The sequence below is a fragment of the Mucilaginibacter sp. A3364 genome (assembly GCF_059690715.1).
On the sequence record NZ_JCAWED010000001.1, the window covers coordinates 999,421 to 1,022,501 of the forward strand.

A 23,081-nucleotide genomic window follows, 5' to 3' on the forward strand; every position below is an offset into this window, starting at 1 on the left:
GGTTTAATTTCCGGGTGCGGTGCTGAAAGTGTTTCCGTCGCTCTTTTTTGCAGTTTCGATACGTACCTCTTTTAGCGGTTTAGTGTCGGTCTTTGTCGGTTCTTCAATACGTATTTCATTTACAGGCTGACTGTTAGCTTTAACCGGTTCTTCAATACGTATCTCCTGTAATGCTGCCGTTTTTTTAGCGCGCGGCGCTCTTGGCGGCGGTGGTGGCGGCAGTTTAGCATCAGTTACTTTGGTGCGCTTCACTTTTGGTGGCTCGGGCGGCGGTGGCGGTAATCGTCTGGCTTTACTGCCGGCTCGCGCTGTAAGGGGTGGTTGCGGCGGCGGCGGGGGCGGAAACTTTACTTTAGAAACTATGGGTTTAGGCGCTTTCGGCGAGATAATAGTATCGCCAACCGTGTTAGCTTTTTTGGTACCTATATCAATAATACCATAGGTTTTGCTAAAACCCAGGGTAGACTGGCATAACATGGCGCCACACAACGGCAGCGCTAACAGGTATTTTAGCCTGGCTAAATTGCCCGAACGTTTTTGATTTAACATCATAATTCTGTTTTTAAGTAGGTTATAATTATAAAAGGAATGTGTTATAGACGATCCCGTTAAGCCGTAAGCATTATTAACAAGGAAGGTAGAGTAGGAGACCGCATCCGTAGCATGGCCGGCGGTTTGCTCATCAGCAATGTACTCATGTACGGTTTTCAAGCTGTTTTGCAGCAGGTAAACCAGGGGATTGAACCAGTTTACGATCTTGAACAATTCCATAAACACAATATCTGCCGAGTGTTTTTGCCTTATGTGTACCAGCTCATGATGTGTGATCAGATCGGTTTGTGGGGCTTGCGTGCCTATAAACAGGTAGTTAAAAAATGAAAAAGCAGTGTCGGTATCGTTTACATATACCAGTTTATAATCCCCGGTAACCGTAACGGTGCGGCGCGTCAGTTTTTGTAACTGGTATAGTTTAACTGCAAACTGTATGCTTAGTATAAATACGCCGGTAAAGTAGCTATAAATTAAACCATCCTGCCAGGTAAAACCGGGTTCAGCCTCGCTGATGTAAGCTATTCCGTTTACAAATACCTCTTCGGTTTTCAAAAAATCAAGCTGGATAAGTGGCAGTACTGCCGATACAATGCAGCTTAACAACAGGAATACACGGTTAAGCGTATAGTGCGTTTCGCGTTTTAACAGCAATTGATAGCACAGGTAAAAAACAGCCAGGTATAAATTGGCTTCGGCTAAGTAATACAACCAGTTCATTGCTTCTTGTTTTTAAGGTCCTCAATTAATTTGGTCAGTTCGTCAAGCTCCTTTACACTTAGCTTTTTCTCGTTGGCAATGAAGGATACCAGGCTTTGATAAGAGTTGCTGAAGTAATTGCCCATCATCTTATCAAAAGTAAACTTTCGGTATTGTGCCTCGCTGATAAGCGGGAAGTACACGTGCGAATTGCCGTAAGCTTTATGGTCAACAAAACCTTTACCCTCCAGCACACGCACAACGGTTGATACCGTGTTATAAGCCGGCTTGGGTTCGTCCATCTCGGCAATAATGTCTTTTACTATAGCTTCCTGCAATTGCCATAGTATTTGCATTACCTGTTCTTCTGCTTTAGTTAGTTCCTTAATATTCATTGTCATAGCAAACTATTTTTATAGTTTAATAAAGGTAGAACTATTTTTATAGTTTGCAAACTATTTTTGTAGTTTCTTTAAATTATTTTTAAATGCTAAAAATGATAGCAATATTTTATACATTTAGCGGTACTTAAATCCTATGTCGTTACATCATCAAATAGCACTCACTTTTCTTAATAAAATAGGCCCTATACTGGCCCGCTCGGCTGCTGATTATTTAGGCGGGGCCGAAGAGGTTTTTAAAGCTTCGCCGGCTCATTTAATGAACGTGCCCGGTATTGCCGAGAAAAAAATATCAGGCTTAAATTTTGACGAAGCCCTAAAAAGGGCAGAAGAAGAACTGAATTTTATTGAGAAGAATGATATCGACGTAATATGGTATAAAGATGCCCGCTACCCCAAGCGCTTAACCAATTGCGTTGATGCACCCATACTATTATATAGTAAAGGCAATGCTGATTTAAACGCCCGCCGCGTAATTAGTATAGTAGGCACCCGCAACGCTACCGAATACGGCAAAGAACTAACCGCCCGCCTGGTAGAAGAACTGCAACAATATGATGTTTTAATATTAAGCGGACTGGCTTATGGTATTGATGTAGCCGCACATAAGGAAAGCCTTAAACATAAAGTACCCACAGTAGGTGTATTAGGTCACGGACTGGACAGATTATACCCGGCTGCCAATCGTTCAACTGCTGAGAAGATGCTGGAGAACGGCGGATTGCTGAGCGAATATCCATCACAAACCATCCCCGACAGGGAAAACTTCCCCCAACGTAACCGCATAGTGGCTGGTATGGCAGATGCTACAGTAATAATAGAGGCCAGTGTAAAAGGTGGTGCTTTGATCACTGCCGAAATAGCCAACTCCTACAACCGCGATGTTTTCGCTTTCCCGGGTAGGGTAGATGATGTTTTTTCGGAAGGATGTAACTTTTTGATCCGCCGTAACAGGGCCGGTCTGCTTACCTGCGCTGCCGACCTGCCTTACAGCATGGGCTGGGAAAAACCCGCCGACCTGAAACCCGCCGCGCAATTTTCCATGCCCTTTGATCTGACCAGCGACGAACGTACCATATTTAATATCCTGCTTGAACAGCAAACGCCGGTACCCATTGACGACCTCACCCTAAAAACAAATATGCCCATGAGCCAGCTGGCCATGAATTTGTTAAATATGGAAATGCAGGGCTATATAAGCGCGTTGCCGGGGAAGGCGTATAAGGTGAGTTAGACCCCTCCTAAATCCTCCCCGAAGGAGAGGACTTTGATAAGCGCATTTTAAATTAAAGTATTTTAAAACGAAAAAGTCCTCATTGCAGAGGACTTGATTGTTGGTGTATACATTTTAAGTCTCCCCCTTCGGGGAAGATTTAGAGGGGCTAAGCGTTACGCTCTTCTGATAACCCCTAACAGCAATGCTATAATAGCAATTACCAATAATACGTGAATAATGTTACCGGCCGAGTAGTAAAATAAACCCAGGGCCCAGCCTATAACTAATATAACCGCGATGATGTACAATAAACCTCTCATAGTTTTAAGTTTTAAGTAAATGTTGTTTGTTGTTAAAAACAGCTTTGCCAAAACCATTCCAAAACCGCCGCTAAACAAAAAAGCCCCGCTATGCAGGGCTTTTTGTAGTATTTATGGTTTTTAATACTCGTCTTCGTTAAAAAAGAAGTCATCTTTTGTAGGGTAATCAGGCCATATCTCTTCAATGTTCTCGTATGGCTCGCCATCGTCTTCAAGTGCCTGTAAGTTTTCAATTACCTCTACCGGAGCGCCTGAGCGTATAGCGTAATCAATTAATTCGTCTTTAGTTGCAGGCCATGGTGCATCTTCCAGGTGCGATGCTAATTCAAGTGTCCAGTACATTTTTTATAGATAATTTAGTTAATGATTCAAATTCGATTTTTGCAAAAGTATAATATTTTCAATTTGATTATCAAGATATTTTTGTAAAATTTTCAAACCCGGGCAATCCACTTATTTTCAGGGATATTATGCTCGTTTCCCAGCTTCCGCGCCAGCGTAAACAAATAATCGCTTAAACGGTTAAGATAAATAATTACACGCTCATCTACAAAGCTTTCTTCAGCCAATTGTACACATAAACGTTCGGCCCTACGGCACACGCAACGGGCCACATGGCAAAATGAGATCGGTGTACTTCCGCCAGGTAATATAAAGTGTTTAAGGGGCGGTAGGGTTTCATTTATCGCATCCATTTCTTTTTCCAACAGCTCTACATCGGCATCATGCAGATCGGGGAGGTCCATTTTTGAACGTTCCGGGTCGGCAGCCAGTAGCGAGCCTATGGTAAACAACCTATCCTGTATTTGTTTTAGTAAATCTTTATCGTGGGTGGTAATATCCTGGTCGCGTATTAAACCTATGTAGGCATTCAACTCGTCAACAGTACCATACGTTTCAATACGTATATGATGTTTGGGCACACGGGTTCCGCCTATTAATGAGGTAAAACCTTTGTCGCCCGTTTTGGTATATATCTTCATGGGTATAAAAATATTAAGCTAAACATAGCTAATAATTGGTGCAATTTATGCGTTACCTTTAAAATCAGTTTATATTTAACATTTAAACAGCTACACCATATATCGTATGAAAGCGGTTCTGTCATCAAGCAAATATGTATTCCTGTTTTTAAGCACCCTATTGCTGCTGAGTTTTAAATGCGGAAGCAAACCGGCACAGGCTGATAAGCCCAAAGCAGAAACGCCGCCACCTACACCGGTTTTTAACTTAATTACCGAAAAACAGTTTAATGAGCTTTTTCCGGAAAGGGATAAGTTTTACACTTACGCTGCGTTTATGAAAGCCGTTAAGGAGTTGAGTGGCATTAAAGTAAAAGTATCGCGCAGGGCCTTATCCGTTTACCAGATCATCCGTACCGAAAAAGTCAGCGGCAAAAATAAAATAGTGCGCCAGGATGTGGATTGGAACGAAGCCTGGGCCAAGGTTAAACCCGACAGCATTTTTACGGTAGATTATGGCGCTTTTTGCACCGCAGGCGATGCGCTTACTAATAAAAAAGAACTGGCAGCCTTTTTTGCTCATATAGCCCACGAAACCCGCCACGGCCAAAACGGCAGCTATACCGATGGGCTGATGCTTACACACGAGAGCAATACCAGCCTGGACTATTATGGCGAAAGTGATGAGTATATGCCGGTGCAAGGAAAAAAATACTATGGCCGCGGCCCTATGCAGTTAAGCTACAATGGCAATTATGGTAAAGCGTCTGATTGTATTTTTGGTGATAAAAACGTGTTATTGAATGATCCGGATAAAGTGGCCACCGACCCGGTGGTAGCATTTAAAGCCGCTATATGGTTTTGGATGATGCCCGAAACGCACAAACCATCGGCACATGATGTAATGATAGGCAAGTGGCAGCCTAACGCGGTGGATAAAAGCAAGGGCCGCACACCGGGCTTTGGCATGACCATTAATATTATCAATGGCGCGGTTGAATGTAACCAGGGCGAAAATTCGCCGGGTATGCTGGATAGGATAGGCTTTTATCAGCACTTTTTGCAGCAACTAAAAGTTACCGATGCTAATTGTGCCTGCTCGTGTGGGAAGATGCAGTTTTATACCTATCAATAAAGACCATCGGATCTTGGCCTATAAAAAGCGCGACCTTACAAATCGTCTTACGGGCTTCTCAATTATATAATAGGATACCGCTGCCGCGATTATTAAAGTTATAAGGGCTACATAAAACAAGGACGCCTTGCTTAACGGACTGTTTTTGCCGAGATAATACACCACACTTAAAACAGGAAGTTGCAATATATAAATACCGTAGCTTATCTCACCCAAAAACACCAACGGTTTTAAGCAAAAAAGCCTGGTTATAAAACCTCCTTTATTTAGCGACAAAACCAGGATAAGTGCCAAAAATATGATGCGGGCTAACAGTAACCAACCCTGCACCAGTAGTATAAATAGGATAATGAACAATCCTAACAATAACCAATCATAATTACGGAAATGCTTTTTGGGGATAGTTAGAAAAAACAAACCTAAAACATTCCCCATCAAAAAATCTGATAGGTTTGATAATGGGAAATAATAAATCAGATCATGACTATCAGAAGGAAAACCTTGATAAAATGAGGAATGTCGAAGTATAAATAGTATAATCTGCGTGATGATAAACAGGAGGCCAACACCTACAGCTATTTTTGATAAGCTGATGTTTTGATAAACCCTGTTAAATAACAACGGGAATAAAAGATAAAAGAAAACCTCGACCGAAAGCGACCACCCCGGTGAATTTAGCCCCATCGGGCGGCCGGGTATCCATGCCTGTAAAAACGTAGCTTGCAGTAAAAGGCCGCTTAAATCGGCAGCTTTCAACCGTATCAAAAATACCAACAGGAGTGCAATTAAATATAGCGGGTAGATACGTGCAAGGCGTTTGACGTAATAGCTTGAATAATCGATCAAACTATTATTTGTTTTGCTGTAAGCCAGGATCATCACAAAGCCCGACAAAATAAAAAAGTAGCTTACAAAAATGTTGGCGTTAAGGAAAAAGTTATACAGCAGGGGGGTGTTAAACGGAAATAAAGCTAAACCAAAATGAAATATTACAATAGCAACAGCGGCAAAAAAGCGTGTAAAAGTTAATTGGTTTGTCTCCATGGCTATAGCCGTAAAGATAGTTTTTTATCGGCGCCGGCCCATAATTGCTAAAAAGTTTAATATTGATGCAATCAAATGCTACTCGCCGGAGCATAGCCTGGCCACAAACGATGCCATTTGAACTGCCTTGGCTGCCGACATGGGTTTGCCGTTGCCTATAATTAAGGTATGTTCAACTATCTCGATAATAAGGTCGTCATGCCTGATATCCATTACCGCGTTGCGGAAACTACGATTCATAGCGGCCGAAGCCTTGGCATAATCATCAACCACTACATAAAAAGCGTCGCTAAAAGCTTTATCATCGGCAAAGTCAAGCTCAAGCGGATGTATGAGTTCGAAAATTTTGTCGTAAAGTGTTTCCGGCCGGATCAACACGCAACCCATATCCTGCGCTAAATAAGCCAAAGCCCACGTTTGGTGCTCATGGTGGTCGGTTACAATATCTTTAGCGGTTTCGGTGCTGTGATGAGTATCCACAAAAAGCACGTAACTGTCGTTGCCCTTATCATGCTCCTTTATAACATACGAGTTGCGGAGGTTAAAGCCGGAATAAGGTGCAAACACCTTGAATTGCTCCAACTGGAAATCAATATAGCCGGTAGACTGAATAAAAAATTTGTCTTTAAGCGCCTGATGAACTTTGCCCAACTGCTGCACCTGTTCATCATTAAGGCCCGAAGCATCAAAAGGTAAGGTTTCCATCAATAGGCAATGCTTTAATTAAACTACACCGCTGCGATCAACAATCTGCACGTTGGTGTTAACGTAATCGCGTTCTATCAAACCATCGCGCATACGAACGATACGGTGGGCGTGCATTGCAATATCCTCCTCGTGCGTTACCAGTATTATGGTATTGCCTTTGGCATGGATGTCTTCCATCAAACCCATTATCTCGATAGATGTCTTGGTATCCAGGTTACCTGTAGGTTCATCCGCCAGTATGATAGACGGATCATTGATCAAAGCCCTGGCCACAGCCACACGCTGGCGCTGCCCTCCCGAAAGCTCGTTAGGGCGGTGATCTGTCCTGTTACCCAAGCCAACATTCTCTAAAGCTTTACGTGCGCGGTTTTTACGGTCGTCTTTACTTACGCCTGCGTATATTAATGGCAAGGCCACATTGTCTAAAGCGGTATTACGGGGCAATAAGTTAAATGTTTGAAAAACAAAGCCGATCTCGGAGTTACGCACTTCGGCCAGCTCATTATCACTCATATGGCTTACGTTAATACCGTTAAGCACATATTCGCCTTTGGTAGGGGTATCCAGGCAACCCAAAATATTCATCAGGGTTGACTTGCCCGAGCCTGACGGACCCATTAAAGCCACAAATTCGCCTTTATTAATAGTTAACGATACATCTTTAAGCGCGTGGATGATCTCGGTACCTATAATGTATTTGCGCCCTATATTTTTTATGGTGATTAAAGGCTTCTCGGCTAATGGCTCCATTTATATTTTATTGCTTTGACGATGGCGGTGCCTGATTGTTACAATGTTTTCAGAAAACCTCTACCCTATAACTTTAGCTACCAGGAAATAATTATCATCATGCTTAGGGGCATTTTGTAGTGCCTCTTCATGCGTAATGGTTTGCTTAACTTCATCTTCACGGAAAACGTTTACCTCGTCGCTCATATATATCAACGGTTCAACGCCCGAGGTATCTACCTCGTTCAGCTTAGCCATAAAATCTAGGATTTTATTCATGTCGCCTATCATTTCCTGTTGTTCGCTTTGGTTTAGCTCTAAACGGGCCAGGTGGGCTATCTTATCTACGGTTTGGCTGTCAATATTCATTATAATACTAATTTTTGGTTGATAATGTTGTATACCTGATCGCGCAAGGTATCGGCATCATCGGTTGTTAAGTGGGCCGTATCAATAGGCTTATGTACAAATATATTACAAATACCGGGTTTGCTACCAAATTTAAGACCGCTATCCCATAAAAGTTTCCAGGTATTAGGTTGGCTCACTGGTATAATTGGTACTTTATATTCAATAGCCAAACGAAAAGGCCCATTTTTAAACTCCTGTAAAACCGGCGGGTAATCGTTAGCTATTTTCCCTTCGGGGAAGATGATAACGGACGTGCCTTCAGCAAGCCGCTCGCCTGCAGCCTTAAATGCCCGGAAGGACGACATTTTGCTTACGCGATTTACGGGGATATCAACCGTTTTAAAAAACAATCGCGTAGCAAATTCATCCGCCAGTTCTTCTTTACCCATAAAGCAGTAGTTGTTTTTAACCAACAACGTCATCGCGGTAATATCAAGGTTTGAAGTATGATTAGGGCAGATGATGTAAGGTTTGCTCCAGTCGATAGGTTGTTCGTAAGTAAAGTTGTAAAATATGCCCGAGAATGATGAGCTTAGAAATCCCCATACGCGCCTGAGTTTGTTCATGGCCGGATAATTGGCTTTGCTGCGCGATAACAAGTATAAAAACGGGAACGCCAATACATAAAATAAAGCTACATTAACCATATATATATAGGCGTGCAGTTTCTTTAAAAGTATTTTCATCGTCTTCAAAAATAGAAAAATTCCTTACTTTCGCCGCTATGGAAACTGTTGTTAGTGGTATCAGATCTACCGGGAATTTACACCTGGGCAATTATTACGGTGCAATACAAAACTTTGTGAAAATGCAGCACGAGTATAACTGCTATTTTTTTATTGCCGATCTGCATTCGCTAACCACACACCCTACACCTGCCAGCCTGCACACCAATGTGAAAAGCGTACTGGTGGAGTACCTGGCAGCAGGTATCGACCCGGATAAGGCCACTATTTATGTGCAGAGCGACGTGCCCGAGGTTATTGAGCTATACCTGTACTTAAACATGAATGCCTACACCGGCGAACTGGAACGCAGTGCATCGTTTAAAGACAAAGTACGTGCTAACCCCGATAATGTAAATGCCGGCCTGTTAACCTACCCTGTTTTAATGGCCGCGGATATTTTGATACATAAAGCCACCAAAGTGCCTGTGGGTAAAGATCAGGAGCAACACCTTGAAATGGCCCGCACATTTGGTAACCGCTTTAACCGTTTATATAATAACGAATACTTCCCCGAGCCTTTTGCTTTTAGTTTTGGCACTAACCTGGTAAAAATACCGGGACTGGACGGTAAGGGCAAAATGGGTAAATCAGAAGGAGAAGGTAATGCTATATTCCTGGCAGATACGCCCGAGCTTATCCGCAAAAAAGTAATGCGTGCCGTTACCGATAGTGGCCCGACTGTTGAGAACCAAGCCAAACCAGAGGAGATACAAAACCTTTTCGACTTGATGAAGGTGGTTTCAACGCCGGATACTTTGGCACATTTTGATAACCTATACAACACCATGCAAATACGCTACGGCGATTTTAAAAAGCAACTGGCAGAGGACATGGTAAACGCCACAGCCCCCATCCGCGAACGCATAACTGACATTGCCGCCGACGCAGACCTGATAAGCAAAGTTGCACGCCACGGCGCCGAAAAAGCCCGCGAGAGCGCCCGCAAAACCATTAGCGAGGTAAGGGAGATCATTGGGTTCAGGAACTTTTAGCTTATTTGTCCATAGTTCTGCCTTGCAGTTTATACCATCGTCTATGGTCTATCGACTATGGACTTAATTTTGACATTTAACTTTTGAATTATATCTTTAGCCATGCACATAGCTATAGTAGGAAATATTGGAGCCGGTAAAACCACGCTTACCGAAATGTTGGCCAAAAATTACGGCTGGGACCCTTTGTACGAGGCGGTAGACAACAACCCTTACCTGGAAGATTTTTACAGCGACATGAAGCGCTGGAGTTTCAACCTGCAAATATATTTCCTGAACAGCCGCTATCGCCAGATAATGGAGATACAGAAAAGCGGCCGTAATATATTACAAGACCGTACCATATACGAAGATGCCCACATATTTGCCGAAAACCTGCACGATATGGGCCTTATGACTACCCGCGACTACGAGAACTATCAATCCATTTTCGATAATATTACAGCGTACATTAAGCCACCCGATCTGCTGGTTTACCTTAAGGCATCTGTGCCTACCCTGGTGAACAACATCCAGCGCCGTGGCCGCGAGTACGAGATTGGCATCCGCATAGATTACTTATCCAAACTGAACGAGAAATACGACAAATGGATAAAGAACTATAAACTAGGCAAACTGCTGATACTGGATAAAGACAACCTTGACTTTGCCAATAATACCGAAGACCTGGGTACCATAGTTCAGGCTATTGAGCGGGAAGTTAATGGGTTATTTTAAGTTGTAATACGTTTTACGTGCTGCTTCACTTCTAATTCTAAAATTTAACGTAAAACGTACAACGTCAAACGTATAACATTATGAAAGTTCTCGGCATTATACCCGCGCGTTACGCTTCGTCACGGTTTCCCGGTAAGCCTTTGGTTGATATCGCGGGTAAAACCATGATCCAGCGGGTTTATGAGCAGGCTAAGAAATGCGATCAACTTACCGAAGTCATAGTGGCTACCGATGACGAGCGAATTTATGCCCATGTACAAGCTTTTGGCGGTGTGGCGGTAATGACCGGCAGCTACCACCAAAGCGGCACCGACCGCTGTGCCGAAGTGGCCCTGGCGCACCCCGAGTACGACGTCATCATTAACATACAGGGCGACGAACCTTATATTGACCCTGAACAGATCAGCAAACTGGCTAACTGCTTTAATACGGCCGATGTACAACTGGCTACGCTCATTAAGCGCGTAAAAACCGAGCAGGAACTACATAACACCAATTCGCCCAAAGTGCTGTTAAATAAGCTGGACGAGGCTATCTACTTTTCGCGTTCGGCATTGCCGCATATCAGGGGGGAGAAGCCCGAGAACTGGCTTGAGTTTTATACCTATTACAAACACATTGGCATTTACGGCTACCGGGCCGATGTTTTGCAGGAAATTACCAAACTGCAGATCTCCCCGCTTGAAAAAGCCGAGAGCCTGGAACAACTGCGCTGGATAGAGAACGGCTACCGCATTAAGGTTGCCGAAACCGACCTGGAAACCCACGCTATTGACACCCCCGAAGATCTGGAGAAACTAAAGCAAGTGTAGCGGCGTTTGCGTAGCACGCTACAGTGCTACACTTGGTGTAGCGCGCTACAGCATTGATTTATAGATGTTTGGTTTTTATGGTGACACGGTTTTGTCACTAATTGTAGCTACACTATATAGTACATCCCAAAACTAAATTTTTGCCCTTGCGTAACTTTTGGGCACAGAGCAATATCTTACTGATATGAAAGCACTGCTATCCATCTTATGCTTATTTTTTTTGGCGTTAACCGCTTCGGCGCAAAATTATGACAGGCTTAGCGCGGTAGCTGATAGTAATTACAGCGCCAAAAATTATAAAACGGCTGCCGAAGGCTATATTGCCGCCGTGGCACGCGCCGAGTTTAATAATCAGCGCCGCACCTGCTACTACAACGCGGCCTGCTGTTACGCTTTAATTGGCGATAAGAGGCTAGCTTTTGCCAACCTGCAAAAGGCGATTGACAATGGCTACACCAACTTAAAACACTTAAAAAGCGATACCGACCTTAATATACTACACGCCGAATCCGCCTGGAAAAAGTATGAAGCTATGCAGCCTGCACAAATGAGTTCGGGCGACCCGGCTAAGGCCGAATTGGTAACCACTGACATTGATAACTTTTGGCGAGCCTATGACCAGGCACAGAAAGATACTGCCCACCGTGCCCTGTATTACAAACGCGAGTACATGGATAAAGGCAGCCCCGGCCTGCAGGATTACCTGGAAGCTAAGGTGGGCAGCGTAAAAAAGTTTGTAGATGTGCACGATAAGAAGCCAAAATTTTATGCCGCTATCCGCAATAACACCTTAAAGGTAAAAGCACAGAAAAAACAAATGCAGACCGGTTTTGATAAACTAAAAGCGATATATCCACAGGCTTTGTTTCCCAATGTTTACTTTGTTGTCGGCCGGTTTAACTCGGCGGGTACAGCAAGCGCCAATGGCTTGATATTGGGGATCGACCAGATAGCTCGTTCTAAAGACATCCCCACCGGCGAGCTAAGCCTGTGGGAGAAGAATAACTTTTTAGATATTAATATCCTGCCGAATATTGTGGCGCATGAGCTGATCCATTTTCAGCAGGATAACCTGGCCCAGGATACTACGCTACTGCGTGGCGTACTGGTTGAGGGTATGGCCGATTTTATTGGCGAGCTGATATCCGGAAGTTCGGCCAACCAGCGTTTGATCAATTTCGCCAAAGGCAAAGAGAAAAAGATATGGAACGATTTCCGCAAAGAGATGTACCTCAAGCGCAGTTATAACTGGATAGCCAACAGTGGCCAGGAAACGCCCGACCATCCTGCCGACCTGGGTTACTGGGTGGGCTACTGCATATGCAAAGCCTACTACAACCAGGCCGCAGATAAAAAGCAGGCGGTTTATGATATTTTGAACATTAAAGATTATCGCAAGTTTTACCAGGATAGTAAAGTGGAGGAGTGGCTGGCCAAGTTGAAGTAAAACGTGGTACATACGCAATATTCAAACCATCACGTCATAGCGAACGTAGTGTAGCTATCCCCTTAAGAATAGCAAGTTCAGTACAGATCGATCGGGGGGTTATGACGCTCCCCCGATAGCTATCGAGGCCTCGCTCGTAATGACGTGTTTGGTTATTACCTGCACAATATGGCTTTGATCTCCGCTGTTGTTTTTGCCATAAACAAGCGCGCCGGTTTTGATGTTGCACCAAAATCGCATTTGCGGCAAGCTTCCGGGGTTTGGTTTTTGAGGTATTTGATCACCTTGCCCTCTTGGATGTAGCTGCGATACTCATTCCGTTTAATACAGCCCTCGCAAGCCGGGCCACCTTCCACAAATTCGTAAAAGAAGATAATGTTACCGGTCGCGTCGTAATAATAGTCCTCAATGGCGTGTGCGTCGCCCACCCAGCCAAAGTCAATAGATATTTTGACTAGTTTGCCTTTGCGAAACCATTGCTTCACTTTGGTTAATTCGTCGCATTTAAACTCAAACTGTGCCGAGTCGTGTTTGCTGGTGTTAATAGCAGTTACCTGCTGGCGAATGGCGGCTATCGGGTCGGTAGGGTATATGGTGGCGGCAGTGGTATCCGGCGTCTCTTTGGCTTGGGTATCTACGTGGGATAGCGTATCAGTCGGTTGTTGGGCGGTTTGTTTTTTGGGTTGATTACAGGCGGCTAAGGTCAGCAGGATTATGGTGGTGTAGCGGGAGAGTTTCATGTAGGGTTAACAGGGCGGGAGGGGTTTGGTTTGGTAAGGCCCCCACATCGTATAATAACTCATCACTGGACGAAGTTTAGCGCAGCGTAACTTCGTCCAGTGGAGACCAACGTGACATAGTCTTCCGATTTGCAAACTTCGGACAGTGTAGTTATTTTACTTTGGCCGCTTCCATTTTATTACCTCTGTCATTAATACTAAAGCCATTTACCTTATTGTCTTTGTCTTTTGTGAATTTTATTTCCGATCCTGCCATTTCGAGCATGAAAAAATCGGTATCCGAAGTAAAGTGAATTTTGTATTTAGTTGTGCTGTTCAACCTTAACATCAAACCCTCATTTTCCAGCGTAATGTTAAACGTGTTTCTATACAGTTTATAATCTCCTGTGTATGATAGCAATACTTCTTTATCTACGCTAACTAGCTTTTTAACGGTAGGGTTATAAAAATCTTTCCAGTTATAAACCGCCGCCAAAGAATTTACTACTTCAGATAATATGCTCCAATTATCGGTATTTGCCATTATCACCGCACCATTGCCGGTTTCCATGTTACCATAGTATGCAGCCACAAAGCCTTCATCTGATCCATCATGACTAAAATATTTTTCATTGCCTTTTTTAACTATAAATACGCCCAACGCGGCTGAGCTGTCAATATAAGGCGTCAATCTTTGTTTGGTTGTTTGTGCAGAAAGTACTTTATTGCTTTTGCCTTGTAAGGATAGTTGTGTTTCTATAATATATTTAGCCAGGTCTGTAGGGTTTGTCCATAGGCCGGCTGCAGCTTGTTCAGGATAAATATGGTACTTTCCCTTCACTTCTTTACCATCATTTCTGTAACCTGTAGCTAATAAACTTTCTTTGTTAGCGGGTGGCGGCTGCGTATAAAAACTGTTGCTCATACCCATTGGGTCCAGTACATTTTTCTGCATGTAGGTATCATAAGCTTGCCCGGTCACATCCTGCAATATCAGTTGTGATATGGTTGTCCCCCCACCCGAATATTGATGCCTGAGCGACGGTTCATACATTGATCGTATAGCTTTACTGTTGGCAGGCTTTTCGCCATTTAAAATTTGTATCAATGTAGGTATGGTATCTCCTTTTTCATAACCGTCAAACCCGTGTACGGTTAATCCAGCTGTATGACTTAACAGATTTGCTATCGTTATTTTTTTCCCTTTTGATAATGAGTCGTACGGAAACTTCCACGACTTTAAATAGGTATTGATATCCGCATCAAGTTTCAATTTGCCATCCTGTACTAATTTTAAAATGCCGATGCCGTTTAATGATTTGCTTATCGATCCCGCCTGAAATAATGTGTTTGTAGTTACCGGCCGTTGTTGCGCGCTATCTGCCCAACCGTAGGCTTTTGTCCACTCTATCTTGTGGTTTTTTATTAACGCTATACTCACGCCTTTTATATGGTTACTTTTCATTCTGTCAGCCAGTGTATATCGCTGACCTTCTATTTGAACCCACAAACCTAAATTATTCTCAAACTGTTCAATTTTTGCCTGTACATCTTTAGAGTAGGTCTTATTGTTTTGCGCAGATAGATGACTTGTTTGAATACAAATGAACAGGGATAACAAGAGTGATGTAAGGCCTTTTGTGTGCTGGGTCATAATTATATATTAAGGTGGTGTAAAAATTGATTCAGCAAAATTACGCTCGGATAATTCAGGGCCAATCATCCGGAACGTAAATAAAAATGTAAACTTTGTAAATTAACTGACAATAGAGGGGCCTTTTGCCTGTCGAGGTTTAGGCAACATATTTTATCCTGTAATGTGTTAAGTGTTCTACGTACCGGAAAACCATCTATCCGCGTTAAGGATAGCAGCGGATACCGGCCCCGAGCCTAAGGCCTGCAGCCGTATAAGCGGATAGCCTGACCCGACGTATGAGGGTAACGCCCGTATTAAATGTTTGGATAGTTACAAGCGCCTATAAACTTAATACTTGTAAACTATATAGCGGTTTACAGGGGTTTTAATGCTAAGCTTAAGTTGATCGGGATTGGCTACGGCATTAAGCACCGAGCCTTTTTCAAGCATATCAATTAACATTTTTTGGTAGGTTATTTCGCCGCCGTGAAAGCCGTCTAAAAACTCTTCGTCGGCAGAGTTTATTGCGGCGCCGTTCGAGTAATCATATAGCTCGAAACCGTATTTTTTAAATACAGGCATGCTCATGCCGTATAATTCGTTCAGGTAATTATACTTGCCGGTTTGCATCATTTTGTTGTATATTAAACCTGCAAACGGCGGGTAAACACCAATAACCGTAATGTTTTTGGCTTTACAAAAGGCCAAAAAATGATCAAGCACCGCCAGCTGACTTTTGTCGGCATGATCATTATACTCAAACCTGTTGCCGCCCTGTTTTATCCTGGCCACTTCGGTTTTAAAATCGTCGCTTTGTTTACGGGCCAGCAGCTTTGTAATTCTCGATCCGTAGTTCATACTGCCGTCATTACGTACGCCCGCGCCGTTATAAACTGCTTTTATGCCTATGGTAGTATCGTTTGCTGCTACAGATAAAAGTTTATTATAGTCGCCTGCAAACAGGTCTTTGTAAACACTTACGTACGTCCCTGCGTCGGGGTATTTAATGTAATTGGTGAATTTGGTTTTGTTTTGAACACTTTTTTCAAGCGGCCACGCACTATTAAACATCATTTGATCTAAGGATATGATGACGTATTTGGGATATTTAGCAGCAGGGGTTTCGCTTAAAAATAATTCAAAATCCTTCAGGCTTATAATGGTAAAACCTACGTTATAAAATGAAGTGTTAAACATTTGCTCCCTAAACTGTAGCACCCTTGATGCGCCCAAGGCCCATACCTGGCGTGCCGGCCCGTCGTTAACCACTTTGCGCTTAATATATTTATAGTTGTTTTCGTTGTAGGCGTAGCCGATGCTGTATTTATGCTTGCTTAAAAGTAATTGGTCGATATCAGCAAAGCACTCTTTCGACCGGAGTAAAATATATACCGGGATAACAAATAACAACATTAGCGGAAGGGCAAATATTGCGATTGTTGATATTAGTTTTTTCATGAGGTATTAAAATTGGAAATAGATAAACTGCTGCTCTTTTGAAGCCGCGAAAAAAATAACTAATAACACCAGGCTATAATACACCGCCCACCTTAACCCGCGGCTTTTAATATTATCAATACATAAACCATGTTCTTTATTACGTTGCAGCCACTCAAACGCTATAAACAGAGCTATTAATGGTATAAATACCGGGCGACTTGCACCTGTTATATGTATTATTGACGATGAAAATATTCGCCCGATAAAATCGATGGCGTCGCCGATAGAGTCTGATCTGAAAAAAATAAACGATAAACTTACCAGCACAAACGTAAGCAGCATGTTGCCAAATTCGGAAAGCGTGGGTAATAACCTTTTGGGGTCTATTTTTTTGGTTTTGTTTACCGTGCCGTTTATTACCAGCGGGATAAAAAAGCAGCCGTGTAAAAACCCAAATAAGGCAAACGTCCAGTTGGCGCCGTGCCAAATACCGATAAGGGTTAAATTGCAAAGGATGGCCATTACCAACCCCATCTTACCATAATCTCTGAAAGCGATAGACAGGGGGGTAAAAACATATTCTGTTAACCATTTGGTTAATGATATGTGCCATTTGCGCCAAAACTCGGCTATGTTTTGCGCGAAGAACGGGAAGTTAAAGTTTTTGGTTACGTTAAAACCAAGCAATCTGGCCAGGCCTATGGCCATATCTGAGTAGCCCGAAAAATCGGTATAAATTTGTATGGAGTAATAAAAGGTACCAATTACCAGGGCGCTGGCCGGCATAGTATGGTAGTTGCTAAACACATTGTTGGTTACCGTGGCAAGGTTATCGGCAATAACAATTTTTTTAAACAGGCCGTATATGATTTGTCGTAAAGCGTCAACAGCAACCGCGTAATCAAATTTCCGTTCTTTTTCTAATTGCGGGGTTAGGGTGTTGGCTTTATCAATAGGCCCGGCTAACAGGCAGGGGAAGAAACTGATGAACGAAAAGAATACCACCCAGTCTGTAGTAGGCTGCAGTTTGCCTTTATTAATATCAAAAAGGTAGCTCAGTATCCTGAACGTATAAAAACTAATGCCCAATGGCAATATAATATGCAGGGTTTGCATATTAAGGTTGATGCTAAAATTGCCGAGGGCGCTAACCAGCGATGTGATAAAAAAGTTGGTATACTTAAAATAAACCAGCAAGCCTATACTGGAAACAGTGCCGATATGTAAAAAAATATCTTTGGTTTTTTGGCTTTTAGCATTGTGAATGGCCAGGCCCAACCAATAGGTAAGCAATGAGCTGCCGATAAGCAGGGACAGGAAACGCCAATCCCACCAGGCGTAAAAAAAATAGCTACCTGCCAGTATCAGTACATTCTGCAGTTTAAGGCTACGGTTAAAAACCAGCCAGTAAACAAAGAAAAAGACGGTAAAAAAAACAGCAAATGCAATGGAGTTGAAAGCCATAATGGTAACTATTTGATATTAGTTGCGGCGTTAATTAAAATGTCAATGCCGTTTACATGTGATGAAGCGCCTGCCAGGAACACAACTGCCTCTGCAGCCTCGGCGGTAGTTAGCAGTTTTTTAAGCGGATGGTTCTCGGTCATTTGCTCCACCATGCGTTCGTCCATGTCGCCGGTGAAGCCGGTGAGCATAAATGATGGTGATACCGTGTTTGAGGTGATGTTGAACCTGGCGTTTTCGCTGGCCCAAACTTTGGTTAATTTTTGCAGATAGGCTTTGTTTGCCACATAAACCGATGAACCGGTTGGCGGCACATCAACCAAAGCTGATGTTAAAATAGTGATAACCTTACCCTGTTTTTTTTTGCGGAAGCTATTGATAGCCGCCTGGGTGATCTCGATTGTAGGGATTATATTGTCGCAAAAGGAGTTGAGGTAATCTTCGGCGGGCGTTTTATGAAAATAAGTTTGCAAAAACTTACCGGTGTAGGCGTTATTAACCAGCACATCAATGTTAAGCCCGGCAATTTGCTGTTTCAAACTTTCCAGTTCGGCCGGGTTGCTTATATCGCATTTTATGGCCTGGGCATTGCTGCACGCGGCCTCAATGGCCTGCGCTTTTTCTGCCGACCGGTTATAGGTAAAATATACAAGGCTGTTTAAGTTACTTGCTAACGCGCGCGTTATTGATTCGCCCAGGCCCGATGAGCCTCCTATAATTAAAACAACCATAACTTATGTTAAAATGCCAATTTGTATTTTTCCTTTTGCTACTACCTTTAAGGCCTGGTTTTTAAAGGTAAATTTAAATTCGACAGCGTTTACCGATTCATAAACGCCGGTAATAACAGCCTCAAACATAAGCTCGTCATTTAAATAAACAGCGTTTTTAAATTGAATTTCCTGCGAGTGGATGATCACATTTTTATCGGGCAAACATTCGCCTATAAAAAAAGATAAAAAGCCGTTTAATATATTGCCATGCATTACACGGCCCTCAAAACCACGCTCAACAGCAAACTGCTGGTTGGTATGCAGGGGGTTGGTGTCTTTAAAAATAGCAATAAAGCCTTCGTATGTCTCGGGCGATACAGTAAAGTTTTGAGTGAATTTACTGTTCAGTTCAAACATCATGCACCTTTGCTTATAATGCAGTCAAGCATTTCGCCTACGTTTTTCCAGCTCTGTATCTCGGCCGAAGTAAACCTTACTTTAAATGTTTTCTCAATAGCAACTACCAGTTGTATGTGGTTTAACGAGTCCCAGTCTTCTACGTCGTTAGCAGTTGTTTCGTAAGCTAAAACAATGTCTTCATTGTCTAAAACGTCAATAAATACATCGTTAACTTTTTTTAATATTTCAGCTTTTTCCATTATTGCTTTTATTTTTTATTGATAAAACAGTTTTTGTTTTCGTAGGCCTTTACATCCAGTAACCATTGGTCGCCGGCCGGGCTAAAGCCTAATTTTTCGTAATGGTCTTTCACCATTTCGTTTTTGGCTGTAGGCAAGTATTCGCCCTTTAAAAATGTATAGCCTTTTTCTTTAGCGAAATTGGCTATGGTGTTTAAAATGAAGTTTTCCATGCCGCGTTTAAGTACACGGCAGCTCATTAACCAGGTTTCTATAAACAGGGTATCGTTGCCGTTTTTTTTCAGCACCAGCACACTGATAAGCCCGTTGTCGCCAAACTGATCTTCCAACGTAAACGAAAAAGTGAAAGCATCGTCAAGTGTAGCTAACTGTTCAATATCAGCTTCGGTATACCTAACGGTACGCAGGTTAAACTGGTTGGAGCGTTGCGATAGTTGCGCTACACGTGGTGTATTAAACTTATTAAAAGGCTCTACCAGCGACAGCATGTTCAGGCTCTTCAAAAAATCATCCTCGTTGGTGAATGATGTTTGTACTATGGCGCGTTTGGCTTCTACCTGGTATTGTTTGGTACGTTCGGCATCTTCGCCAGAGAATGATATGGTTTCGAACAGGTCGAGCGTGTATAAATATTCCAGGTAGTCGGCCGGGTCCTCGGGTAATTCAGGAACCGTTACATCGGGTAAATTTTCCCTTACCAGGTTTCGTTCAAACGGGTTATCGTCTAAAAACACCATCGAATCAAACCCGATATTTAATATGCTTTGTATTTTGCGGATATTGTCGGCCTTGTTTTCCCAGTTGGCAACAAACACTGCAATATCTTCCATATGCAGTACCATTTCGGGATGTTTTTCAAAAGGCTCAATGGCTATTGATTCGGTGTTTTTACTGCAAACCGCAATAATAATACCCCTGTTTTTTAATTTCTTTATCCAGTACTGAAACTCGGTAAAGGCTTTGCCGATGCCCAATGTACCTACCTGTATATTCTCTAAGCCGTCATCGCCGATAATGCCGCCCCACATGGTATTGTCCAGATCAACAATAAGGCATTTTTTAAATTTGCCATACATGGCGTTGATAAGCGCCACGGTTTTTGCAGCTACCAGGGGCAGGGCATCAATGCTCAAAACCATCTCGGTATTTATATATACCGATGTTTGAAACATAGTGGCTTTACCAATCTGGTTTTGAATAGCCGCCAGGTCGCATATAAAAAAACTGCTGTTTTTGGCGGCGTAAACCATCAGCTCATAATTAAGCTTGCGCAGCTGAAACAGGAACGACGATTCTGTTTTATTAGCGTAATTGCCAAAAACCGAATCATTTATTTCGTTAAAGTTGTAGTATATAATTTTGGCCGGCAGCTTTTTTCCAATTTCGGTGCAAAGACTGTCAATAGCATCAAGCTGGCTTTGGGCCAGGGTATGGTAATATTCGGGCTTAAGTTTATTGTATTTGCTAACCAGTTTATGGGTAGATTGAAAGATGATGATAATCTGGGGCTCAAACTCATAAAGTTCAGACGTTGGGTCAAACACCTGGCGCTCTATCTGGTTAAAATCAGCTTCCCATATCTCCAAATTGTGCCCGTTATCAAAGCCGGTGCCACGTAATGCCTGGTTCAAAAACTGCGTAGCGGTATCGCCCAACAGGGCAACTTTAACAGGTTTTAAATGCGTAAAATCTTTTTTCAGATTTCTTTTTAACTCAGAAAAAACCTTCATAAATAAGTGTTAGGGGTTTTTGCAAAATTATCAAATATTATGTTAATTTAATATAAACTATTGAAAAAAAAGGAACTACAAAAGTTATATGTAACATGCTTTAGGGTATTTTAATAAAGATTTTTAAATCTTACTTTATCTCGCCAAACCCCAAAAAAAATCTTACTTTTGTATCCCGTACACAAACAATTGGTGCAGGCCTGAAAAGGCCGGTTGCCGGTTAAAAATCATCACATGACTAAATACATATTTGTTACGGGCGGTGTTACCTCGTCGTTAGGTAAAGGTATTATCTCAGCATCTCTTGCAAAGCTTTTACAGGCGCGCGGCTACAGCGTAACCATTCAAAAATTCGATCCTTACATTAACATCGATCCGGGAACATTGAACCCCTACGAACACGGCGAATGCTATGTTACCGAAGATGGAGCCGAAACCGACCTTGACCTTGGCCACTACGAACGTTTTTTAAACGTGCCTACCAGCCAGGCTAACAACATTACCACAGGGCGTATTTACCAAAACGTAATAAATAAAGAGCGCGAGGGTGCCTTTTTGGGCAAAACCGTACAGGTTATTCCGCATATTACCGATGAGATAAAACGCAACGTACGGATACTGGGCGAGGAAGAAGGTAAGTATGATATTGTAATTACCGAATTAGGAGGTACCGTAGGCGATATTGAGTCGTTACCATACATTGAGGCCGTTCGCCAGTTTAGATGGGAAGCCGGCTCGGGCAACTCGCTGGTGATTCACCTAACGCTGGTGCCTTACCTGGCTGCCGCGGGCGAGTTGAAAACCAAACCTACCCAACACTCGGTTAAAATGTTGCTGGAATACGGTATACAGCCTGATATTTTGGTTTGCCGTACCGAGCACCACCTGGGTATGGATCTGCGCAAAAAGATCGCTCAGTTTTGTAACGTAAACATTAACGCGGTTATCGAGTCTATCGACGCGCCAAGTATATACGATGTACCGTTGCTGATGCTGAAAGAGCAGCTGGATAAAACGGTACTCACCAAACTTAAACTCCCACACAAACATGAGCCCGACCTGGAAAGCTGGAAAGACTTTTTGGGCCGCCTGAAAAACCCAACTTCCGAAGTTAAAATTGGCCTGGTAGGTAAATATGTGGAGCTGCCGGATGCTTATAAATCAATCATCGAAGCCTTTATACACGCCGGTGCTAAAAACGAGTGTAAAGTAAAAGTTAAGTATATCCCGTCAGAATCGTTAACTACTGATAATGCTATTGAAAAACTACAGGGCTTGCACGGTGTATTGGTTGCCCCCGGCTTTGGCGAACGTGGTTTTGAGGGTAAGATAGAAGCCATACGCTACGTGCGCGAAAACAATATACCTTTCTTTGGTATATGCCTGGGCATGCAGTGTGCCGTGGTTGAGTTTGCCCGTAACGTGTTAGGCTTAAAAGATGCCAGCAGCACCGAAATGAACCCTGATACGGTTAACCCGGTTATTGCCATGATGGAAGAGCAAAAAAATATAGTGAACAAAGGTGGTACCATGCGTTTGGGCGCTTACCCTTGCGATTTGAAGAAAGGTACTAAAGCCTACGCTATATACGGCCAAACCCACATCAGCGAACGTCACCGCCACCGCTACGAGTTTAATAACGAGTATTTAAAGCAGTACGAAACCGCGGGCATGATCCCTTCGGGCTTTAACCCTGAGAATAATTTGGTGGAGATAGTGGAGCTGAAAAATCACCCGTATTTTGTGGGCGCGCAGTTCCACCCCGAATTAAAATCAACAGTTGCTAATCCGCATCCACTTTTTATTAACTTTGTCGCCGCTTCGCTGGCTTACGCCCGCAAAAAATAAAA

The 23,081-nt window shown here is 42.9% G+C and carries 25 protein-coding genes; 7 read left to right on the forward strand and 18 right to left on the reverse strand.

Translation table 11 applies throughout. From position 1 onward, the window contains the following. Positions 1 to 3 precede the first annotated feature (3 nt). A complete protein-coding gene (locus AC59JT_RS04425; protein ID WP_497396402.1) occupies positions 4 to 1,269 on the reverse strand; it encodes a M56 family metallopeptidase in 1,266 nt (421 codons plus the stop codon). Then, positions 1,266 to 1,604, reverse strand: a complete 339-nt coding sequence (locus AC59JT_RS04430; RefSeq protein ID WP_497399333.1) for a BlaI/MecI/CopY family transcriptional regulator — start codon at positions 1,602 to 1,604, stop codon at positions 1,266 to 1,268. Before AC59JT_RS04430 ends, AC59JT_RS04425 begins: the two co-directional genes overlap by 4 nt. Before the next feature lie 181 nt (positions 1,605 to 1,785). On the opposite strand from AC59JT_RS04430, the gene dprA reads away from it, so the two are divergent. Next, entirely contained in the window at positions 1,786 to 2,883 is a 1,098-nt protein-coding gene (dprA, locus tag AC59JT_RS04435) for a DNA-processing protein DprA (RefSeq protein ID WP_497396403.1), read from the forward strand. A 155-nt stretch (positions 2,884 to 3,038) separates the two neighbouring features. On the opposite strand, the gene AC59JT_RS04440 is transcribed toward dprA, so the two are convergent. The 3 genes from AC59JT_RS04440 to AC59JT_RS04450 form a co-directional block, all read right to left on the reverse strand. Next, a complete protein-coding gene (locus tag AC59JT_RS04440; protein WP_497396404.1) occupies positions 3,039 to 3,185 on the reverse strand; it encodes a lmo0937 family membrane protein in 147 nt (48 codons plus the stop codon). A gap of 120 nt (positions 3,186 to 3,305) precedes the next feature. Next, on the reverse strand, positions 3,306 to 3,527 hold the full coding sequence (locus tag AC59JT_RS04445; protein WP_002996718.1) for a DUF2795 domain-containing protein: 222 nt from the start codon (positions 3,525 to 3,527) through the stop codon (positions 3,306 to 3,308). Positions 3,528 to 3,619: 92 nt separating this feature from the next. Beyond that, positions 3,620 to 4,168 (reverse strand): cob(I)yrinic acid a,c-diamide adenosyltransferase, encoded by a 549-nt coding sequence (locus tag AC59JT_RS04450; RefSeq protein ID WP_497396405.1) that lies wholly within the window; start codon positions 4,166 to 4,168, stop codon positions 3,620 to 3,622. A gap of 106 nt (positions 4,169 to 4,274) precedes the next feature. Here AC59JT_RS04450 and AC59JT_RS04455 point away from each other — a divergent pair, with 106 nt between their 5' ends. Next, on the forward strand, positions 4,275 to 5,282 hold the full coding sequence (locus AC59JT_RS04455) for a chitinase (protein WP_497396406.1): 1,008 nt from the start codon (positions 4,275 to 4,277) through the stop codon (positions 5,280 to 5,282). Positions 5,283 to 5,300: 18 nt separating this feature from the next. On the opposite strand, the gene AC59JT_RS04460 is transcribed toward AC59JT_RS04455, so the two are convergent. The 5 genes from AC59JT_RS04460 to AC59JT_RS04480 form a co-directional block, all read right to left on the reverse strand. Next, positions 5,301 to 6,326, reverse strand: coding sequence for an acyltransferase family protein (locus AC59JT_RS04460; protein WP_497396407.1), 1,026 nt, complete (start codon positions 6,324 to 6,326; stop codon positions 5,301 to 5,303). Between the two features lie 78 nt (positions 6,327 to 6,404). After that, positions 6,405 to 7,031: a hypothetical protein gene (locus AC59JT_RS04465; protein WP_497396408.1), complete on the reverse strand. Its 627-nt coding sequence runs from the start codon at positions 7,029 to 7,031 to the stop codon at positions 6,405 to 6,407. Between the two features lie 18 nt (positions 7,032 to 7,049). After that, entirely contained in the window at positions 7,050 to 7,784 is a 735-nt protein-coding gene (locus AC59JT_RS04470) for an ABC transporter ATP-binding protein (protein ID WP_497396409.1), read from the reverse strand. 60 nt (positions 7,785 to 7,844) lie between these two features. Next, positions 7,845 to 8,132, reverse strand: coding sequence for an Asp-tRNA(Asn)/Glu-tRNA(Gln) amidotransferase subunit GatC (gatC, locus tag AC59JT_RS04475; protein WP_497396410.1), 288 nt, complete (start codon positions 8,130 to 8,132; stop codon positions 7,845 to 7,847). Beyond that, entirely contained in the window at positions 8,132 to 8,860 is a 729-nt protein-coding gene (locus AC59JT_RS04480; protein ID WP_497396411.1) for a lysophospholipid acyltransferase family protein, read from the reverse strand. Before AC59JT_RS04480 ends, gatC begins: the two co-directional genes overlap by 1 nt. A gap of 38 nt (positions 8,861 to 8,898) precedes the next feature. Here AC59JT_RS04480 and trpS point away from each other — a divergent pair, with 38 nt between their 5' ends. From trpS to AC59JT_RS04500, 4 genes are all read left to right on the forward strand, one after another. Then, complete coding sequence (gene trpS / locus AC59JT_RS04485; RefSeq protein ID WP_497396412.1) at positions 8,899 to 9,894, forward strand: tryptophan--tRNA ligase; 996 nt, start codon at positions 8,899 to 8,901, stop codon at positions 9,892 to 9,894. Between the two features lie 102 nt (positions 9,895 to 9,996). Then, positions 9,997 to 10,611 (forward strand): deoxynucleoside kinase, encoded by a 615-nt coding sequence (locus AC59JT_RS04490; protein WP_497396413.1) that lies wholly within the window; start codon positions 9,997 to 9,999, stop codon positions 10,609 to 10,611. A gap of 80 nt (positions 10,612 to 10,691) precedes the next feature. Then, on the forward strand, positions 10,692 to 11,423 hold the full coding sequence (gene kdsB, locus AC59JT_RS04495) for a 3-deoxy-manno-octulosonate cytidylyltransferase (protein ID WP_497396414.1): 732 nt from the start codon (positions 10,692 to 10,694) through the stop codon (positions 11,421 to 11,423). 184 nt (positions 11,424 to 11,607) lie between these two features. Then, positions 11,608 to 12,870, forward strand: a complete 1,263-nt coding sequence (locus AC59JT_RS04500) for a gliding motility protein GldB-related protein (protein ID WP_497396415.1) — start codon at positions 11,608 to 11,610, stop codon at positions 12,868 to 12,870. A gap of 155 nt (positions 12,871 to 13,025) precedes the next feature. Here the strand turns inward: AC59JT_RS04500 and AC59JT_RS04505 are convergent, their stop codons facing one another. The 8 genes from AC59JT_RS04505 to AC59JT_RS04540 form a co-directional block, all read right to left on the reverse strand. Beyond that, positions 13,026 to 13,610: a hypothetical protein gene (locus AC59JT_RS04505; protein WP_497396416.1), complete on the reverse strand. Its 585-nt coding sequence runs from the start codon at positions 13,608 to 13,610 to the stop codon at positions 13,026 to 13,028. Positions 13,611 to 13,761: 151 nt separating this feature from the next. Then, complete coding sequence (locus tag AC59JT_RS04510; RefSeq protein ID WP_497396417.1) at positions 13,762 to 15,243, reverse strand: serine hydrolase domain-containing protein; 1,482 nt, start codon at positions 15,241 to 15,243, stop codon at positions 13,762 to 13,764. A gap of 330 nt (positions 15,244 to 15,573) precedes the next feature. After that, positions 15,574 to 16,683: a class I SAM-dependent methyltransferase gene (locus AC59JT_RS04515; protein WP_497396418.1), complete on the reverse strand. Its 1,110-nt coding sequence runs from the start codon at positions 16,681 to 16,683 to the stop codon at positions 15,574 to 15,576. A 6-nt stretch (positions 16,684 to 16,689) separates the two neighbouring features. Further along, positions 16,690 to 18,129 (reverse strand): MBOAT family O-acyltransferase, encoded by a 1,440-nt coding sequence (locus AC59JT_RS04520; protein WP_497396419.1) that lies wholly within the window; start codon positions 18,127 to 18,129, stop codon positions 16,690 to 16,692. Between the two features lie 8 nt (positions 18,130 to 18,137). Continuing rightward, positions 18,138 to 18,860, reverse strand: coding sequence for an SDR family NAD(P)-dependent oxidoreductase (locus AC59JT_RS04525; protein WP_497396420.1), 723 nt, complete (start codon positions 18,858 to 18,860; stop codon positions 18,138 to 18,140). A 3-nt stretch (positions 18,861 to 18,863) separates the two neighbouring features. Further along, positions 18,864 to 19,262, reverse strand: coding sequence for a MaoC/PaaZ C-terminal domain-containing protein (locus AC59JT_RS04530; RefSeq protein ID WP_497396421.1), 399 nt, complete (start codon positions 19,260 to 19,262; stop codon positions 18,864 to 18,866). Beyond that, positions 19,259 to 19,501: an acyl carrier protein gene (locus AC59JT_RS04535; protein ID WP_497396422.1), complete on the reverse strand. Its 243-nt coding sequence runs from the start codon at positions 19,499 to 19,501 to the stop codon at positions 19,259 to 19,261. The genes AC59JT_RS04530 and AC59JT_RS04535 overlap by 4 nt, the downstream gene beginning before the upstream one ends. Positions 19,502 to 19,509: 8 nt before the next feature. Then, positions 19,510 to 21,231 carry an HAD-IIIC family phosphatase gene (locus AC59JT_RS04540; protein ID WP_497396423.1) on the reverse strand — a complete coding sequence of 574 codons (1,722 nt, stop codon included), beginning with the start codon at positions 21,229 to 21,231 and terminating at the stop codon, positions 19,510 to 19,512. 234 nt (positions 21,232 to 21,465) lie between these two features. Here AC59JT_RS04540 and pyrG point away from each other — a divergent pair, with 234 nt between their 5' ends. Continuing rightward, on the forward strand, positions 21,466 to 23,079 hold the full coding sequence (pyrG, locus tag AC59JT_RS04545) for a CTP synthase (RefSeq protein ID WP_497396424.1): 1,614 nt from the start codon (positions 21,466 to 21,468) through the stop codon (positions 23,077 to 23,079). Positions 23,080 to 23,081: the final 2 nt, after the last annotated feature.